This window comes from Photobacterium marinum, assembly GCF_000331515.1.
Taxonomy (GTDB): domain Bacteria; phylum Pseudomonadota; class Gammaproteobacteria; order Enterobacterales; family Vibrionaceae; genus Photobacterium; species Photobacterium marinum.
On sequence record NZ_AMZO01000002.1, the window covers coordinates 324101 to 343081 of the forward strand.

General features: G+C 47.1%; 17 protein-coding genes. 11 read left to right on the forward strand and 6 right to left on the reverse strand.

Going from position 1 to position 18981, the window contains the following annotated elements; translation table 11 throughout:
* Nucleotides 1-24: 24 nt before the first annotated feature.
* Entirely contained in the window at nt 25-735 is a 711-nt protein-coding gene (gene cuyB, locus C942_RS02785; RefSeq protein WP_007462173.1) for a cysteate racemase, read from the reverse strand.
* A gap of 189 nt (nt 736-924) precedes the next feature.
* On the opposite strand from cuyB, the gene C942_RS02790 reads away from it, so the two are divergent.
* Nucleotides 925-1803, forward strand: coding sequence for a LysR substrate-binding domain-containing protein (locus tag C942_RS02790; RefSeq protein WP_007462175.1), 879 nt, complete (start codon nt 925-927; stop codon nt 1801-1803).
* Nucleotides 1804-1913: 110 nt separating this feature from the next.
* Here C942_RS02790 and C942_RS02795 read toward each other — a convergent pair whose 3' ends face one another.
* Nucleotides 1914-3215, reverse strand: a complete 1302-nt coding sequence (locus C942_RS02795; RefSeq protein WP_036798418.1) for an anaerobic C4-dicarboxylate transporter — start codon at nt 3213-3215, stop codon at nt 1914-1916.
* 426 nt (nt 3216-3641) lie between these two features.
* On the opposite strand from C942_RS02795, the gene C942_RS02800 reads away from it, so the two are divergent.
* Complete coding sequence (locus C942_RS02800) at nt 3642-4412, forward strand: TSUP family transporter (RefSeq protein ID WP_007462180.1); 771 nt, start codon at nt 3642-3644, stop codon at nt 4410-4412.
* Here the strand turns inward: C942_RS02800 and C942_RS02805 are convergent.
* Both C942_RS02805 and C942_RS02810 read right to left on the reverse strand, forming a co-directional pair.
* Nucleotides 4372-5217 carry a LysR family transcriptional regulator gene (locus C942_RS02805; protein ID WP_007462182.1) on the reverse strand — a complete coding sequence of 282 codons (846 nt, stop codon included), beginning with the start codon at nt 5215-5217 and terminating at the stop codon, nt 4372-4374. The genes C942_RS02800 and C942_RS02805 overlap by 41 nt on opposite strands.
* Before the next feature lie 132 nt (nt 5218-5349).
* Nucleotides 5350-5826: a MarR family winged helix-turn-helix transcriptional regulator gene (locus tag C942_RS02810; protein WP_007462184.1), complete on the reverse strand. Its 477-nt coding sequence runs from the start codon at nt 5824-5826 to the stop codon at nt 5350-5352.
* Nucleotides 5827-6259: 433 nt separating this feature from the next.
* Between C942_RS02810 and C942_RS02815 the strand changes: the two genes are divergently transcribed.
* The 7 genes from C942_RS02815 to uhpC all read left to right on the forward strand — a co-directional run bounded on the left by C942_RS02815 (nt 6260) and on the right by uhpC (nt 15149).
* Nucleotides 6260-7951, forward strand: coding sequence for a L,D-transpeptidase family protein (locus tag C942_RS02815; protein WP_007462188.1), 1692 nt, complete (start codon nt 6260-6262; stop codon nt 7949-7951).
* Between the two features lie 153 nt (nt 7952-8104).
* The gene (locus C942_RS02820) at nt 8105-8656 is read left to right on the forward strand and encodes a YcbK family protein (protein WP_007462191.1); all 552 of its coding nucleotides are present in this window, start codon (nt 8105-8107) and stop codon (nt 8654-8656) included.
* 235 nt (nt 8657-8891) lie between these two features.
* Nucleotides 8892-9545, forward strand: a complete 654-nt coding sequence (locus tag C942_RS02825) for an MBL fold metallo-hydrolase (RefSeq protein ID WP_007462193.1) — start codon at nt 8892-8894, stop codon at nt 9543-9545.
* Between the two features lie 440 nt (nt 9546-9985).
* Nucleotides 9986-11392: a hexose-6-phosphate:phosphate antiporter gene (gene uhpT, locus C942_RS02830; protein WP_007462195.1), complete on the forward strand. Its 1407-nt coding sequence runs from the start codon at nt 9986-9988 to the stop codon at nt 11390-11392.
* Nucleotides 11393-11655: 263 nt separating this feature from the next.
* On the forward strand, nt 11656-12264 hold the full coding sequence (uhpA, locus tag C942_RS02835) for a transcriptional regulator UhpA (RefSeq protein WP_007462197.1): 609 nt from the start codon (nt 11656-11658) through the stop codon (nt 12262-12264).
* The gene (uhpB, locus tag C942_RS02840; RefSeq protein ID WP_007462198.1) at nt 12264-13775 is read left to right on the forward strand and encodes a signal transduction histidine-protein kinase/phosphatase UhpB; all 1512 of its coding nucleotides are present in this window, start codon (nt 12264-12266) and stop codon (nt 13773-13775) included. Before uhpA ends, uhpB begins: the two co-directional genes overlap by 1 nt.
* A gap of 30 nt (nt 13776-13805) precedes the next feature.
* Nucleotides 13806-15149 carry an MFS transporter gene (gene uhpC, locus C942_RS02845; protein WP_007462200.1) on the forward strand — a complete coding sequence of 448 codons (1344 nt, stop codon included), beginning with the start codon at nt 13806-13808 and terminating at the stop codon, nt 15147-15149.
* A gap of 57 nt (nt 15150-15206) precedes the next feature.
* Here the strand turns inward: uhpC and C942_RS02850 are convergent, their stop codons facing one another.
* Entirely contained in the window at nt 15207-15869 is a 663-nt protein-coding gene (locus C942_RS02850; RefSeq protein ID WP_051035698.1) for a DUF2982 domain-containing protein, read from the reverse strand.
* Between the two features lie 454 nt (nt 15870-16323).
* Between C942_RS02850 and C942_RS02855 the strand changes: the two genes are divergently transcribed.
* On the forward strand, nt 16324-16734 hold the full coding sequence (locus C942_RS02855) for a hypothetical protein (RefSeq protein ID WP_007462204.1): 411 nt from the start codon (nt 16324-16326) through the stop codon (nt 16732-16734).
* Nucleotides 16735-17084: 350 nt separating this feature from the next.
* Nucleotides 17085-17390: a hypothetical protein gene (locus C942_RS02860; RefSeq protein ID WP_036798425.1), complete on the forward strand. Its 306-nt coding sequence runs from the start codon at nt 17085-17087 to the stop codon at nt 17388-17390.
* Between the two features lie 214 nt (nt 17391-17604).
* Here the strand turns inward: C942_RS02860 and C942_RS02865 are convergent, their stop codons facing one another.
* The gene (locus tag C942_RS02865; RefSeq protein WP_007462211.1) at nt 17605-18795 is read right to left on the reverse strand and encodes an amino acid aminotransferase; all 1191 of its coding nucleotides are present in this window, start codon (nt 18793-18795) and stop codon (nt 17605-17607) included.
* Nucleotides 18796-18981: the final 186 nt, after the last annotated feature.

Genomic DNA, 18981 nt, shown 5'->3' on the forward strand with positions numbered 1-18981 from the left:
GATTAGCGGGGCTTGTCTGAACTGTCAGGCAACCATTTCTGGTGCATCAGCCTGTGCCCACTCAATACACTGTTGAGCCAGGATATCAAGCGAATCCAGACAGGCTTCAGGTTGCTCAATCGCTTGTTCTGCCAGTGCGACCGGAATTTCGGTACAGCCAAAAATTACCGCTTCAGCGCCTTGTTCCAGCAGGTTTCGGAAAACCGGCAGCATCAGTTGTTTGCCGCGCTCAACCTCACCGGCTTTCACCGCGTAAATGCCTTCCATAACGGCAAGTTGCGCACCTTCATCCGGCTCAATCGCATCAATTTGCTTTTGCGCTAGTTTGGTCTGATACATTCTTGTCATCATGGTTGCAGAAGTCGCCATTACACCAACCTTGCGGTATTGACGTTGTCTGGCTTCGTCAACAACACTGTCGATAATGCTGATCATATGTACCTTGCTGCAGCGAGTCAGACGCGGGTACCAGTAGTGAGCAGTATTGCAGGGAATGACAATGCACTCAGCACCGGCATTTTGCAGTTGTTCCATGCCTTGTTTAAGCACCGGAAACGGATCCTGACCTTCACCCAGAATATAAGCAGTGCGATCCGGGATCTGTGGATTATTACTAACAAGCATAGGGATATGCTGCTGATCATTATGAGCAGGAGTACGGGCAATGATTTTCTGCATGAATTCAACCGTTGCCAACGGGCCCATTCCGCCCAGAATTCCTAATTTTCTGCTCATGTGCTTGTTCCTACAGTATTTTCAACTGCAATCACTATAGGATGGCTGGTATCACTTGAGAAATGCCGTTGCTGGCGATGTCATGCATAATCGGCATTACCCTGTTTTAAATCTGTGATTTAAGTCTCTTGATTTCTCTGTTATTTGCTAAGTCATTAGTTATACTGTCTTTTTGTCATTTGAAACACTATGAATATTGAAAGTAAGTGGCTGGAAGATTTTCTTGCACTTGCCGAAGTGCGAAATTTTTCTGTTGCAGCAGAAATGCGGAATGTGACCCAGCCTGCATTCAGTCGCCGAATTAAAGCCTTAGAGCAGACTGTCGGTGCTGAGTTGGTGGATCGCAGTAAAACGCCGGTTGAGCTGACACCCAGTGGCAGGATGTTCCGGATCACTGCGCGTACCCTGATGAACCAGATGATGGAAGGGATCGGGCAGCTGTCGGATTTGTCAAAACTTGGCGGAAACATGGTGCGTGTAGCGGCGGCGCACTCACTGGCAACCAGCCTGGTTCCGACGATTCAACCACAGCTTTCTGCCGGAAAGCATAATCCGCTGTTGAGTGTGGAAGCTGTCGATGTCGATCAGGCTATTGAAGTGCTTCAGGAAGGGGGCTGTGATTTGCTGCTGGCTTTTGATGACGCCCAGCTGCGTCTGCCACCGTATCAGTCACTGCAGATCGGGCAGGCAGAGCTGTTGCCTGTTTGTGCCTGTGATAGTGAGGGGAATCCGCTTTACTCCATCGATAAAGATCAGGAAGTTCCCTGGCTTGCTTACAGCCCGACATCCTATATGGGACGTCAGGTTGAAGCGGTTCGGGATCAGGTCAATCTCAAAGCCGTGTTTCTGTCATCAATGACAGACTTGCTCAAGACACTGGCTATGCAGGGACAGGGCGTTGCCTGGTTGCCGGACTATGCGATCGTCGATGAGCTGGCAAGTGGCAAAGTGGCTGTGATTGGGGAGTCCCATTTACGTTTGCCAATTACCTATTATGCTTACCGTTATCAGGCCCGTCTGCATCCCGCAGGGGAACAGGTCTGGCAGGCGCTAAGGAATTTGGTTTAGAGAATCTGGTTTAGAAATGTAGCGTACTTATAGTGACTAAATGACAACGACGCAATAACAGTGATGTTATTGCGTCGTTTTGTTTATGCAGGTGTCACAACGTTAAAATATCACAAGACCATGGGCGCAAGCATAAAGCCGCACAGGGTTGAGATAGCAACACCGACCAGGCCAGGCATCAGGAACGGATGGTCAAAGATGTTTTTACCCATTCGGGTGGAACCAGTGGAATCAAATTCGATAGCAGCCAGTGACGTCGGATAGGTCGGCAGAACAAAAACACCTGTAACGGCAACAAATGAAGCCAGAATTGCCCAGTGCGGAACTTGTAGGCTCAGAGCCAGTGGAATGATCAACGGAGTTGTTGCCCCTTGGGAAAGCAATAAAGTACAGGTGCCGAACAGAACCAGCGACAGCAGCATCGGGTAAGCCTGCAGAAGTGAACCTGCGAACTCTTTAATCTCCGGAAGATAAGCGTTCACCATGGTCGAGCCCATGGTCACAATGCCCAGAATGACAGCGACAGAACTCATGCCGGAGCGAAAGGTGGTGGTTCGGATAATTTTATCTGGGTTAACCTGACATATTGGTACCATCATACAGGCAACTGCAAACATGCTGACGATGATGATATCGCGGGTCGACATCATGGTGCCGTCGGCAAAGTGCGGGCGCAGAACAGGGAAAGCGGCATAGATAACAATGGCGATGGTTGCCAGCAAGAACAAGATAACGGAGTACTTCGCTTTCGGATCAATTGTGATGGCCTGATGTGTTTTTTGCGTATGTTTTTCCTGCAATTTTTCTAGGTACACCGGATCATCTTTCAGCTCACAACCTTGTCGGGATGCGATAAATGCACCGACCATAGCTGCAATGAATGAGGCTGGCAGACAGACTGCCATGATCTCAAGGAAGCTGACACCGATTGGTTCCATAATAGAAATCATCGCAGCCATAGCTGCAGAGATTGGTGAACCTGAAATTGCCACTTGTGAAGCGACGACGGCCCCGGCGAGTGGGCGGGAAGGGCGAACACTAATCTCTTTGGCAACTTCAGAAATTACCGGTAGCGTTGAGAAAACCGTATACCCCGTTCCGGCCATAATGGTCATCAGCCAGGTCAGCATTGGTGCTAGAAAGCAGATATAGCGTGGGTTACGGCGCATTAGGTTTCCGGCATGGTGAACCAGCCAGTCCATGCCACCGGCGGCCTGCATCGTTGAAGCCGCAGTGACGACCGACATGATGATCAAAATAACATTGACCGCCGGCGCACTTGGTTCCAGTCCAAATCCCAGCGTCAGAATAGCCAGCCCTAAGCCACCTGCCAGTCCGACGCCTAACCCGCCCATTTTGAGCCCCCAGTATATGCAGCCCAAGACCACAATAAGTTGAATCGCAATTAACATATTTTTCCTGTCCGTGTGGAGTGAGTCATTCATTTGTGCTGATGGCCTGGCATCAACATCGAATCTTGTGGATATAAACCCTGTCTTATTTGTTTTTTATGGTGCAAAAACTGGAGGGGGCTGTTAAATGCCAAGATTTGTATCGTGATAAAAAATAAGCATGAGCATAATGATGCATTCGTGATGGGCTTAATAGAATCAACAGGTTTAGGTGGTTAAAAGGCAATGTTTAAGTAAATAAGCTATGAAAACTGCCAGATTATTTCTCTTGGTTGCATATTGGCTGGCAATGGCATAAACGAGATCTGAACAAAATATTCAGACCAATTCCAAACAGGAATAGAATGTTGTCCAATCTTTCGCTGTTCGTGGTGAAAAGACAGTGGTAATTTTTCCGTCCCTGTTTATTTATTGAGTATTTAGTGAATGGAGTTGTCGTTCGAAATCCTTGCTCTGCTTTTCTTTGTCGCCAGTCTGGCCGGGTTTATTGATGCTATTGCAGGTGGTGGTGGGTTGCTGACAGTGCCAGCGTTACTTGCTGTTGGTATGCCTCCGGCACAAGCGTTGGCAACCAACAAGCTGCAGGGCTCATTCGGCAGCTTTTCGGCCTCGCTGTATTTTGTTCGCAACGGTTTAGTAAGCCTGAAAACCATGCGTAATGCGATCATCTGTACATTTATTGGTGCAGCGTTAGGTGCTGAATTAGTACAACGGATTGATGCCGGTGTGCTGACCAATTTAATTCCGGTGTTATTGCTGGGTATTTCATTTTACTTTTTGTTGTCACCCAAGGCAGGAAAAGGCGGAGGTGAACCAAAGCTATCGGAGAATGCGTTTGCCCTGAGTGTAGGAACTGGTATTGGTTTCTATGATGGCTTTTTTGGTCCGGGGGCTGGTTCGTTATTTACTATTTGTTTCGTTGCTGTCGCTCAGCTTGGGTTAGTTGAAGCCACAGCCAGAACAAAAGTGCTCAACTTTACTTCTAATTTTGCCGCGCTGCTGTTTTTTATTTTTGCCGGATTGCCGGTTTGGGAAATCGGTTTAGTAATGGCGGTTGGTGGTTTTCTCGGTGCACGTCTCGGGGCTAAAGTGGTGGTCACCAAAGGACGAAAACTGATCCGCCCGATGGTTGTGATTATCTCAATGATAATGGCAGTTAAGCTGCTGTTGGAACAGAACCCGCAATGGCTTCAATAAGTCGTCGAATACGTTCAGACTGGTAACTGCTTTGGCGGTAACACAGGTGAACCGGCCGGGTCAGCTCACTTAATACATCAAAATGATGGCAGTGAACTGGATCGATTTTCAGGATTTTGACGATTGATGCCGGCACCAGTGCTGATGCTACACCGCCTAGTGCCAGCTGGGCGGCAGCGGTGTAAGAATCCATTTCCATTAAAGGTTTAATACCGGCTTTTTGCAGCACACTGGCTTGGTTGATATTGGCCGGGTTTTTTAAATCGTTGACCAGCAAGCCTGGCGGTGGTTCAGCCAGAGGTTGCTGGCTGATAACTGTAAATGGCTCATCAAAAAGATGGCGGGCTGTCAGACCGTGCTGTGCAGGCAGGTGTCCGGCACAAAAGCCAATACAGGCATCCCCTGATTGAACCTGTTCAACAATGACCGGAGTGTGACGGGTTGATATAGAAATGTAGCGATCGTGCGTGATGTAATTGCCCATCAGTTCACCGAGGTAGCCGGCAACCAGGGTTTCTGAGCAGACCAGGGTTATTACCGTTTTGTCCTGATAGTTTCGTTGATCGAAAATTAGCCCTTTGAGTTCCCGGTAGCCGGGGCCGACATTATCAATCAGAGCCTGCGCATCCGGTGTTAGTTTGATACGCCGTCCGGATGGTTCAATCAGCTTTTTTCCTAATTGCTTTTCTAATCGGGCGATCCGCTTGCTCACCGCACTCTGGCTGATATACAGCTGGCTGCCTGCCTTGCTCATGGTGCCTTCTTTTGCCAGCACCAGCAATGTCTCTAATCCTTCAAGTAACACGTGTTATAGCCATTGATGAAATAATGGAATGATTATACTCAACCAGTGGCGAGTAGCGAGCAGGAAAGAGAGTGAAGAGATACGGGGAAACCAAAGCCGCAGTTGCAGCTTTGGTTATAGAGAAAGGAATTGCTATTCCTGCTTGGTGATGCTTCCGACTTCCAGTACAGGAGCGACATCAAGGTGTTCGGCATTCATCATGGACGAAATGCGCTGAACTGATGATAAAAGCAAGGTTTGCTCCCAGTCTTCCAGTTCCTGGAAACGGGCAACGAAATCTTCTTGAAGCGGCAGCGGAGCTTTCTCCAGTGTTTCCCTACCTGACTCGGTAAGGTGGGCATGCACTTTACGCTTATCCAGCTTGCTTCTTTCGCGGATAACCAGTCCCCGTTTTTCGAGACGGTCGAGGATAGTTGTAGCCGTGGCCTGGCTCATGTTTGTGTTGTTAGAAAGCTGACGGATTGTGACTTCACCTGAGTCACGAATCGCGCGCATTAAAACTAATTGAGGCCCCGTTAACCCTGCGACTTTATTAAGTTTTCTCGAATGTAAATCAATCGCCCGAATAATTTGTCGAAGGGCAATGAGGACTTCTTCGTGCTTGTCCATTTAACTCTCCCAAATTAGTTGCCGGGAAGGTACATCAATATCAACGATCATGAAAGGGTTAGTTTCAATAAAGACGATAAAACTTCGAATCTTAATGAAAATTATCGTTATACGGAGTCAATTCGGCAATATAGTTTTATCTGCTGGCTTTAGTTAACCGTATGAAAAGTACTTTTTATGTGCTGCTTGTTGCTTATTTTGGGCTATTTGTTTGTTCTGTAATGGATGGCGGGATAGCTATCTGTTTGAAACCTTACCTGTACACCGCAAATCAGGAGGTGTTTAAAATTTGATACACGGCCGACTTTTCCCCTGTGACTAAATTTAAATCAGTAGACTCAGGAATTTGCCATACTTGTTATACCAGCCGGGAGTAAGTGATTAAATACTTATGCTGATTGGTATTGTGTTAGCGGGAAGAGAAGGAGCCTAAATGGCAACGTCAAAGCCTCGAATTTTCGGACTTAACTTAGTCATCGCCGGGTTACTTTCTCAGGCGCACATTGTTACGGCTGAAACACTTCCGTCTCAGCCTCTCCTCAATACTGTGTCATCGCAGTTTGTTGAAGATGCTGTTCAGCAACAAAAAGCAGAGATGTGGGTAAATGAGATTGCCGGTGATATCTCTGTGATTCGCTACATAAATAAGCTGGCGCAGATTTATCGTGATATTGGCTACACTCCGTTATGGCAAGACACTCGGGCTGCTGATGAATTCGAGCGTCAGTTGAGGGTGCTGTCTCATGCAAATGTCAGCTCCGACTTTTCCAGTCGCTATTCACTGCTTAAACATTTCAAATTATCTAATGACTGGCGTCAGTATGATTTGTTGGCAACAGATACCCTTCTTGCTTACATGAGCTATGTAGAAACAGTGCCAGAGTTCGGTCGGGGATGGTTTTTCGGTGCCGGGGTCGATCCGGATTTGCCGCTGCCTTCAGAGATGCAGCAATCACTTTTGAACAGTGCGATTGAAACTGATCGGCTGAACTTTTTTGTCGCCGCACTCAAACCTGTTGATGAAAGATATAACCAAATTACCGAGGCTATTGCTCAACTGGAACAGACTGCTGCGAGTCAGTACTGGCCGGGCTTTTATCAGTCCGGCATTATCCGTTATGGAGCCAGATTGGCGAACCCTGAGCGTTTGATTACTATTCTTGAAAACCTCGGGGATTTACCATCTTATCAGGCCGACCAACTTAGAGTGGATCAGGTGAAAAAGTACAATGTCGAACTTGTTGAAGCGGTGAAGAGTTTCCAGGAAAGGCATGGTCTTAAAGTTGATGGGGTGATTGGACCGAAAACTCGTTACTGGTTGTCAACCGCACCTAAAGAACGAATTAGGGTCTTGGCGTTAAATGCACAGCGTATGAGATTGTGGCCAGCTGAACATCCTTCATTATTAGTCGTCAATATTCCTGATTTCGGCATGAGCCTTTGGCTGGACAATGAGCACGTGCTGAACAGTAAAGTGATTGTAGGGCGTCCAAGCCGAAGAACACCTTTGATGACTTCCTCAATTTCATCTGTGGTTTTTAACCCTTACTGGAATGTTCCTATCTCTATTATGCGCAAGGATATTTTGCCAAAAGCGCAATATGACCGGGGCTATTTGTACCGAAATGATTTCAGGGTGATCCGCAGCTGGACCAGCAATGAGCAGATCCCTATTCATACTATCGACTGGCGCATTGTAAACTCCAAGTCGTTCCCGTACCGGTTGCGTCAGAAGCCGGGCAATAAGAATGCATTGGGTAAATTTAAGTTTAATATTCCTAATGACAATTCCATCTACCTTCACGACACACCAACGAAAAGTTTATTCAATAAAGAAACCCGGGCGTTCAGCTCCGGATGTGTTCGGGTTGAGCACGCTGATGAACTGGCAATGATTCTGCTGAATCACTCAGGGGTTTCGGAAGATAGGGTTAACCAGCTTAAAGCGCGTGCGAATACTAAGACTGTTGGTCTTAGCAACCGGGTTAAGGTGCATGTGATTTATCAGACAGCGTGGGTGGATGGTCAGGGGGAAGTGCACTTCCGTGACGATATCTATAGATACGACCAATTCGGTCGCATGTCACAAAAGGAAGAAAAACTAACAAATAATTTTAATGAATAATTCTCTTACAGCTCAATAACTAGACGGTTTTGACATAAAAAAGAGTCGTTTTATTAGTATATCGATGTTTGACTGAACAAAAACTGAACGTTATCTTGCTGCTCGTTGTTTAGCTTATATTTCGTGTTTAGCAAGAAAGTGGTTTTGTTCAGGATGTCAGAAATTAATTACAAGCGCCGTCAACTATTGGTAGCTGGAGGTTTTGCACTAGGCGCATGTTTATTGCCAGGAGTGGCATTTTCCAGCCCATTTAAAGGTTCTAATCCTCGTAAAATTTCGCTGTGTAATATTCATACTAATGAAGATCTTGAAACCCTGTACTTCGATGGTCAGGACTATATAAAACAAGAGCTGAAACGCATAAACCATATCTGTCGTGACTTCCGCCGTAATGAAGTTGCAAACATGGACCGCCGCCTGATCGATGCCATTGCACAAATTCAAGCGGGCCTAGGCCATAAAGGTCAGGTGCGCATTATTTCGGGTTACCGTTCACCTGAAACTAACAAAGCCCTGCAAAGCAAAAGCCGCAAGGTCGCAAAAAAGAGCTACCATATGAAAGGGCAGGCGATTGATTTTAACCTTGAAGGTGTCTCGCTAAAGCGGGTAAGGGATGCTGCTCTGGAACTGCGTTTAGGTGGTGTGGGCTATTATCCGAAGGATGGTTTCGTCCATATTGATACTGGTCCGGTTCGTCGCTGGTAAGCATTCTGAATTTAATATAAAAAACAACAACCATTTCTCTGAATAATTACAAAGCCGGTTACCGTCCTCCTCTCTTGATGGTTTCCGGCTTTGCTGTTTCTGTCTCCCGTTATCTATCCGAGTGATACTTGCTGTATCAACTATTTTTTACCGGAAAAGGTTGTGACAGGCTTTTGTTGTAATCGACAGGGCCATGTTATCCTTTGCCAAGATTATTTTGAGTTAGGAAAGGGCTATGAGTCTTCAGTTTGAAATTGTTCCAGTTACTCCGTTTCAGCAAAATTGCTCGATCATTTGGTGTGATGAAACCAAGGAAGCGGCGATGGTCGATCCGGGCGGTGACATTCACCTGCTAAAAGAAAAAGTCCAGCAGTTAGGCCTGACAGTAACTAAGCTGATTCTGACTCATGGTCATCTTGATCATGTTGGTGGTACAGCACCACTGGCGGCAGAGCTGAATGTGCCGGTTATCGGTCCGCACAAAGAAGATGCTTTCTGGCTTCAGGGCTTGCCTCGTCAGAGTGAGATGTTTGGTTTCCCGCTGACAGAAGCTTTTGATCCGGACCAGTGGCTGGAAGAAGGTGATGTGGTGACTGTCGGTAATCAGAAGCTTAATGTACTGCTCACACCGGGTCATACACCGGGCCACATCACTCTGCACAATGAAGATGCGAAAATTGCTTTTGTTGGTGACGTGCTGTTCCGCGGTGGCATTGGCCGGACTGATTTCCCGAAAGGCGATTACCAGACTCTGATTGATTCCATCAAGAACAAATTATGGCCTCTGGGTAACGATGTGACTTTTGTACCGGGTCATGGCCCATTGTCAACTTTCGGTAATGAGCGTGCCTCTAACCCGTTTGTTGCTGATGAGATGCCGCTGTATTAATCCGGCGCTCTAAAATCAGACTGACTTATTTTTAAGTCAGTAGCTTTAAAAAGCGTGAATTTGTTACTGTCTGTCCGCAACTAGTTAACAATTCACGCTTTTTATGTTTATTTCTCAAACCTTATTAATAACCTTATTTATTTTGTGATTGCTTTCACGCTTTTCCTGCCACTTATTCAAAACTAAGAATCTTTCCTAATTGTTTTAGGCCGCCTTCTCAAGCCTCTTACTGATAGCCTCATTAAAATCGCTCCTATATCTGGTCAATCATCATTCGTTGACTTCAGGGTATTCCGGCGCTTTCCTGACCTGGTTTCTGATATGGATGTCGCGCTTCTCTGTAGTTGAGATAGATAACAACGCCTCCTGATGGTGGCCAGCGTGATTGCGCAGGGCTGTGCTCTGTCGATTTTGTAGAGTGATTATCTTGAGGGTTTCACATGTTTAAACTACTGGAACAGGTTAGAAAACCAACACTGGATCTGCCTGTAGAAGAGCGTCGTAAAATGTGGTTCAAGCCATTTATGCAATCTTACCTGGTTGTATTTATCGGCTACTTGACCATGTACCTGATCCGTAAAAACTTCAACGTTGCTCAGAACGACATGATCACGACTTATGATCTGTCGATGACTCAACTGGGTATGATTGGTCTTGGTTTCTCGATTACTTACGGTATCGGTAAAACCGTTGTTTCTTATTACGCTGACGGAAAAAATACCAAACAGTTTCTTCCTTTCATGTTGATCCTGTCAGCGATTGCTATGCTGGGCTTCAGTGCCAGTATGGGCGGCACCAGCGTTAGCCTGTTCTTTATGATCGCTTTCTATGCATTGAGCGGTTTCTTCCAGAGTACCGGTGGTCCTTCAAGTTACTCAACCATTACTAAATGGACGCCACGTAAGAAGCGCGGTACTTACCTTGGCTTCTGGAACATGTCACACAACGTGGGTGGTGCAGGTGCTGCAGGTGTTGCTCTGTTTGGTGCGAACTTCCTGTTCGACGGTCACGTAGTGGGTATGTTTGTCTTCCCGTCAATCATTGCACTGGTTGTTGGTTTCATCGGTCTGCGTTTCGGTAGTGATTCTCCAGAAGCTTACGGCTTGGGTAAAGCTGAAGAACTGTTCGGTGAAGAAGTCAGTGAAGAAGACGTTAACGCCGAAGAGAATGAAATGAGTAAGCGCGAAATCTTCATGGAATACGTGCTGAAGAACAAGATCATTTGGCTGCTTTGCTTTGCAAACATCTTCCTGTATATCGTACGTATCGGTATCGACCAGTGGTCAACTGTATACGCTTACCAGGAACTGGGCTTCTCGAAAGAAACGGCTATTCAGGGTTTCACACTGTTCGAAGTAGGTGCACTGGTTGGTACGCTGATGTGGGGTTACCTGTCTGACCTTGCAAACGGTCGCCGTGCTCTGGTTGCCTGTGTGTCTCTGACTCTGATTATCTTCTCTCTGGAAATCTACCAGACAGCGACAACAGAATTCATGTACCTTGGCTCGCTGTTTATTCTTGGCTTCCTGGTATTCGGTCCTCAGCTTCTGATTGGTGTAGCAGCTGTTGGCTTCGTTCCTAAGAAAGCAATCAGTGTTGCTGATGGCATCAAAGGTACATTTGCTTACCTTATTGGTGACAGTTTTGCGAAATTGGGTCTGGGTATGATTGCCGACGGTACGCCAATCTTCGGCCTGACAGGCTGGAAAGGTACCTTCGCAGCACTGGATACTTCAGCTGCGATATGTATTGGTCTTCTACTGTTTGTTGCGATTGCGGAAGAAAGAAAAATTCGCCGCGAGAAGCGCCTGCTGAAAGAACAAGAAGCGCAAGTTGAAATGGCTTAAGCTTGAATTGATGAAAAGGCCACCCGTTTGGGTGGCTTTTCTTTTTTTAAGGTGGGCGAATTTAAATCAAAAAGCGATTCAGGCAGCCAGAACAGGTTGTTGCAGAGAGTACTTTTTGCTTTGAATCTACCACACGATGAACTTATTCCCTGATGCAGGAAAAATGCAGAAAAGTGAATATGAGTAATTTATTTTTCGCGCTTGCCTGACCGGGAATATGAATGTAGTTTATCTTTCTTTTGGCTCTGGCTGGGTATTTTAAGATGATCAAAGTCGTATTGGTTGATGATCACATCATTGTTCGTTCGGGCTTCGCCCAACTGTTATCCCTCGAAGAAGATATCGAGGTTGCCGGCGAATTCGGTTCAGCACAGGAAGCGCGAAAGGGGATGCCTGGCAGCCAAGCCAATGTTTGTATCCTTGATATTTCGATGCCGGATGAAAGTGGTTTGTCTTTGCTGGAAGATTTGCCGGACGGCATTGCCTGCATCATGCTTAGTGTTCATGACTCGGTTGCAATTGTCGAGAAGGCGTTGGAAGCCGGAGCCCGCGGTTATCTGAGCAAGCGTTGCAGCCCCGATGAACTGGTAGCTGCTGTTCGTACTGCCGCTACTGGAGGATGTTATCTGACCCCGGATATTGCGCTGAAGCTGGCATCACCGGATCGCAGTACCAAGGTATTAACTCAACTGACCAAACGCGAGCGTCAAATCGGAGAAATGCTGGCATCGGGTATGGATGTTAAAAGTGTTGCGGCTGAGTTGGGCCTTAGTCCGAAAACCGTGCATGTTCATCGTGCCAATGCCATGGATAAGCTCGGTGTAAAGAATAATGTTGAACTTGCCAAATGCTTTGCCTCTGAGACGCTCTGATGCGCAATTACGTCCTGACTTCGCTGTGTAGTTGGTTACTGCTTTCTTGCTGCTGGTTTTGTTTGTGGATCATTGCCTCGTACTTTACGCTGGATCCCGAACTTGCTGTGCTCTTTTTCCCGTTTGCGATGCGTCTGGGCGTAACCCTTCACTCCCCCAAAGCATACTGGCCTGCGGTTTATGGTGCCGAATGGTGGTTGATGATATCGCTGGCAGTGCTGCTTGATCAGCCGCAGTGGGTTTCAGTGATGGCGGCCAGTTTGTTGAGTTTGCCTGTTTTGTGGCTGGCTCATGATCTCTATTTCGGTTCCCAGTGGCGCAAGTTGTGCGTGATGGCAACAGTGATTGGAGCCACGGCGCTGATAAATATGCTGGTGGTCGGTTTGCTCAGTGGTCATGGCATGATGGTACTGCTGGTCAGTATTACCGGCGGTCTGATGCTGGTTCCGAGTTGTTATCTGATTTGGAGTTACCTGTTCCAGAAGGCATGGATTCCGTTGACGGTAAATCTGGTTTCACGTCCGGTGGAGCTGAGAAGCCGTCATGTCGTCCTCTATGCGGCTCTGTTTATTATCAGTATTGCCATTCAGCTGGGACTGCCGGATGAGATGCGTCGATTTGCCCCTTTCTGTTTAGCTATTCCGATTATTCTTTTGGCATTTCGCTACGGCTGGCAGGGCGCTTTGCTTGGCACCTTGCTCAATAGTGTGGCACTGATTGCAGCCCGAACCGGCAGCAGTAACCTGGAAATTACTGATTTACTGCTTTCACTCTCTGCTCAGAGCCTGACAGGTATTCTGCTGGGAATGGGCATCCAACGTCAGCGAGAACTTAACGATAAGCTGCGTCAGGAGCTGGCACGTAACCACAATCTTTCTCGTCAGTTGGTTAAGGCGGAAGAATCAGTTCGCCGAGAAGTGGCACGTGAACTCCATGACGAGATAGGTCAGAACATTACCGCGATTCGTACCCAGGCAACTATTATCCAGCGGGTTGAAAATACGCCGATGGGGCAGAACTGCGCTTCGATGATTGAATCTTTGTCGCTGAATATTTACGACACGACCAAAGGACTGCTGACGAGACTGAGACCGAAAACTCTTGATGATCTCGGTTTGGAAGAGGCGGTGCATCAGCTAGTTCGTGAAATGGAATGTGAAAGTCAGGGCATTGTGACTCGTATTGACTGGCAGCAGGACGAGTTGCAGGTGACAGAGCTGAGTGATGCCATGAGTGTCACCTTGTACCGTATTTGTCAGGAAGCGCTGAATAATGTGGTGAAGTATGCCTCGGCTTCTGAAGTGAGTATTTGTTTCTGTATCCGGGATGATGTTGAGCTGGTAATTCGCGATAACGGCGTCGGTTTTAAACAGGAGCAGACATTGCAAGGTTTCGGCCTGCGAGGAATGCGGGAGCGTGTACAGGCTCTGGGCGGAACTTTCCTATTGAGCAGCCGTACCGAAGGCGAAGATCAGGGCACTGTGCTCAGGGTTATCCTTCCTGCACTGTAACAGGTTCAAGACGAAGAAGAGTATTGATTGATGTTTGGTGAGTTTAAATCTCCGCAACCAGCAGCGACGGTCACCGACCCGCAACAGGTCAACCAGCTTTACCGCTACTGGCGGTTCCACATCATGCTGACCATGTATCTTGGCTATGCAGTTTTCTATCTGACCCGTAAAAACTTCAACTATGCCATGCCAGCCATGCTGGCTGATCTGGGGCTGGATAAAGCTGATATTGGGATGATGGGCACCCTGTTCTACATTACCTATGGCTGCTCTAAGTTCCTTTCGGGGATTATTTCTGACCGTTCAAATCCGCGGTATTTCATGGGGCTCGGCCTGATTGCTACCGGCATCGTTAATATCCTGTTTGGCTTCTCTAGCTCATTGTTGGTGTTAAGCGGCCTGTGGGTGCTCAATGCCTGGTTCCAGGGCTGGGGCTGGCCGCCTTGTTCGAAACTGATGACAACCTGGTACTCGCGCTCAGAGCGCGGACTGTGGTGGTCGCTGTGGAATACTGCTCATAATGTTGGTGGTGCGTTGATCCCTTTACTGGCTGGTTATCTGACCCTGCATTTTAGCTGGCGATACGGCTTCATTATACCGGGTATTATCGCTGTGCTGGTGGGATTGGTGCTTTGCTGGCGCCTGCGTGACAAGCCGGTCACTCTAGGCCTCCCTACGGTCGGTCGCTGGCGTAATGATCAGCTTGAACTAGCACAGGAGCAGGAAGGTCAGGGGCTTAGCCATGGTGAAATCCTGAGAAAATATGTTCTGAGTAATAAGTATATTTGGCTGTTGGCTTTCAGTTATGTGCTGGTTTACATCGTTCGAACCGCGATTAATGACTGGGGGAATTTGTACCTGACTGAGCAGCACGGTTACGGACTTATTACTGCCAATACGGCCTTGTCGTTGTTTGAAGTCGGTGGTTTTATCGGATCGCTTGTCGCGGGATGGGGCTCGGATAAATTGTTCGGCGGTAACCGGGGCCCGATGAATTTGATTTTTTCAATCGGAATTTTCTTGTCTGTTGCGGCACTCTGGCTAATGCCGATGACCGGTTTTGTGCTGCAGGCTGGTTGTTTTTTTGCCATTGGTTTCTTTGTTTTTGGTCCGCAGATGCTGATAGGAATGGCTGCGGCAGAATGCTCCCATAAAGATTCTGCCGGAGCGGCTACCGGGTTTGTCGGCTTGTTTGCCTATATGGGGGCGGCATTGGCTGGCTATCCGTTGGCGGTGATTATGGAGCATTACCACTGGGCAGGCTTTTTTACCGTTATTTCATCCGCTGCGGCTGTTGTCGGTCTTCTGCTGCTGCCGTTCCTTAAGGCGCAGTCCATAGATGAAGGTGTGACGGTTGTATCTCAGAACAGCTGACAGGCTTATTAAGCTGGCTTTGATTACTCTGCTTTTGATTTATGACGCTGTTGGGATTTATGAAGCAGCTAAGTAACGCCTCGCCAGGCCGACAAAGTCGTCGGTCGGGCGGTCGAGCAAATCTTCCGAGATAAAAAAATCATAGCCGAGCAATTCCCGGTTGTATCGCATTCGGTTTGCCAGCATTGCCAGCAGGCCCTTAAGCACTCTACCGTTGCTGGTGAGGTAGTGGGTGTCATCAAACAGCATATCTTCGATTTCATGGGGCGGGTCGTCACTGCGTTTATAGGCAAGGATCAGTAGTATTCGCTGCTCCAACAGGATTTTGCTGGCAGTTCGTGGGCAGATCGATTCCAGGAACTCATCATAGTTTTTGAGGCGAACGCCAACCCAGGGAACCGGCTCGCACCAGCCTTGGTAACAAATAGTGGCCGGGCCAATTTCGGCTATGTTTTTCCAACGCGCCAGCCAGCCACCATAAGAGCTGTGAAATTGGATATGCATGAAAGTAAGGGTAAATGACAGCGCTGGCTCTTTGCTTTGCTTATAGGCGATAATCAACATCGCCAGCGCCATGATAAAGATAATGGCGATAGCGGCTGCATTAGCTGTCGGATAAAAGTAAACCGCTCCGCAAAGTACAATAAGTACGATTGCGCAGAACACCAGTTGCCACGTCCCGGATCTTGGATTCGGGGGCTTGATATACAGGGTTTTCAAATGGTCGCTTTTGCTCTCTATCATAGTTCTATTATGGCTGATGATAGTTAAGAGCCACGATTGGATCTTTTGATGGGAAAGATAAGCGGGCTGAGGAAGAACATATGGATGGAAGCGTGATGTTGCTATGAATACTTATGCGCATCATGTTGCTTGATTTAGCTGAAGTCGCCAAATTTCGTTGTGATTGATGCAGTTTGCCTTTTGATTGCTGATTATTAGGGGTATTTAAACATAAATTTGGGGCTTTACTTTTTGTCGAAAATGAGACCTTGCCACCTGTTTTTGAGTAAAATCATGTTTTGTTGCGGGTTAAATGACCGTTTGCTGGCATTTCTCTGACATCCTTGGTATAACACGCGCTTACTTTTTCCCGCTGGACATACCTGTTCGAGTTATTTCTTGAGCGGTATATGGTGGTGACTGAAAGTAGTGCAACGGAGTAGGAAATTTAATGAGAATCTCTCACAAACGTAAAGTTCAGCTAAAGCTACAAAAGCGTTTCAAAGCAACCGTAGCGGTAGCAAAGCCGGCAGCAGCTAAAAAAGATGCTGTGAAAAAAGCACCAACTGCAGAAACAGTAAAAGCTGCTCCAGCGGCAAAACCTGTTGAAGAGAAAAAGCCAGTTGAAGCGGCAGCACCTGTTGCAGCTCAAGTGTCTCTGACTCCAAAACAGCAGGCAGTGCTTGATATCGTGGTTAAGAATGCTGAAGGCATTAACCCTAAAGGTATCGGTCTTGAGGCTGGCCAGGAAGACTCAAAAGCAGCTTCTTGGGCAACCGGTGCGCTGAAAAAACTGACTGAAGAAGGTCTGGTTGAGCGCATCCAATTGGCAGGTAACAAAGTTCTTTACAAAGCACTTTAATGACTGCCGAGCCCGTTCCTGTGGCAACAGGAACGGGTGTCCCTTCCCATTTATTTTACCGGCTTCTCAGCCTCTGGCTATCTTTTACCGACCCTTCGTTATTCTTACTGAATCTTCGAATTCATCCCGTTATCATTTTTGATACTCAAAATCTCTGCTTGTTCACTTTGCCTAACAGCTTCGACAATTCTTCGTTAATTAAGTATTAAATACGAGATGGATTGGCTAATTTGTCTGATTGTTTAGACTTCCTTTCATTTTGCTGACAACTGTCGTTATTTCGGGTCTCTGCTATAACTTAGCTATGACACTAAAATTTCTCATGAGGCCTGAGCTCGGAGGCAGTAGGTATGACGATGATAAGTGCTAGGGAATTTGCAGACTGGCTTCGACATCGCTTCGCTGATGAAGAACGAGGAGTTTGCCTGACCCGGGAAGACATTAATCAGCTGACAGGCAGACAGAGCTTTACGCTGGGTTTTGTCCACGATATCCATTATGAGTTGATGCAACATGGTATGGCATTTGTAACTGATACCTCCAGAGAGATGTTTTATCTGGTGCCGATCTCTGACAAGTCATGGCGGGAAAGGTTAGAAGATCAATATGAGAGGGAGCTTTTTTGTAACGTCTTACCCCTCGATAAATCTGGCTGAGGAAGTAAGGAAAAGCCGTGAGCGTGAAAAAGCATCTGATAATGATGAGATCAACGGAGTCAGAAATAAACCGAACGGCGGAGATAAATAGTCTTCCAGCAGACAGAATCAATAAGCGATTTTAGTACGTGTTTGTTCTGACTGTAGGAGATGAATTAAAAAAGGGCGCATTATGCGCCCTTTGTTCTGCTTACTTTAAACGGAAAGTGATAACTTAAATTACAGCAGCAATACCTTTACACAGTGGCAGCATGTTAGATTTAGTCATACCGGCAACACTGATACGGCCAGAACCTACGATGTAGATACCGAATTCTTCTTTCAGGCGGTTAACCTGATCTTTGTTTAGGCCAGAGAAAGAGAACATACCATTCTGACGTTCAATGAAGCTGAAGTCTGCCTCAACACCTTGCTCTTTCAGGGTTTGAACGAACAGAACACGCATTTCCTGGATACGGTCGCGCATCTCTGCCAGTTCCTGCTCCCAATCAGTACGTAGTGCGTCGTCGTTCAGGATTTCAGTAACTACTGCCGCACCGTGTGCTGGTGGGTTTGAGTAAATAACGCGGGCAATGGTTTTCACCTGGCTGAATGCTGTTGTTGATTGCTCTGCATCTTTGGCAACCAGAGTAAAGGCACCGACACGCTCGTTATACAGGCCAAAGTTCTTTGAGAACGAGCTTGCAATCAGCAGCTCTTCACATTTAGCGGCAAAAATACGCAGGCCCTGAGCGTCTTCTTCAACACCGTTTGCAAAACCCTGGTAAGCAAAGTCAAACATTGGCAGCAGCTGTTTTTCAACACAAAGCTCTGCCAGTTTTTGCCACTGTGCTGCATCTGGGTCGATACCGGTAGGGTTGTGACAGCAGCCGTGCAGCAGAACAACATCGCCAGGTGCAGCATTTGCCAGATCAGCAATTGCAGCATCGAAATCCATGTCTTTGGTTTCAGCGTCATAGTAGGTGTACTCGGCAATTTCCAAACCGGCAGCAGAGAACACACCCTTGTGGTTAGCCCAGGTCGGATTGCTCAGCCATACCTTTACATCACCTAGCTGGCGCTTAATGAATTCCGCAGCCAGACGCAGGGCACCTGTACCACCCGGAGCCTGTGCAGTTTGAGCGCGCTTGTCTGAAATAATTGAAGAATCAGCACCGAACAGCAGGCGCTGAACTGCCAGACCATACTCTGGCGTACCAGGGATCGCTAGGTAAGATTTGGTGGTTTCTTTTTCCAGCAGGATTGCTTCTGCTTTCTTTACCGTTGCCAGAACAGGAGTATTGCTAGACTCGTCTTTATAGATACCAACACCAAGGTTGATTTTTTCAGCACGGGTATCTTTTTTGAACTCTTCAGTAAGGCCAAGAATGGGGTCGGCAGGTGCGGCGGTAATTTTTTCAAACATTGTGGTCATCCATGCAGTTAAATACAAACGGTCATACCTCTATTTATACCTCTTGTCAGCAAACATTGACAACATATTGCAACAATTTCATTAATTATTTTTGCAGAGTGGCTCATAGTTATAGCTTTTGCGTAACCTCCGGCATATCTGCCTATAAACAATAGCATTATTCTGCAAGAAACTTAC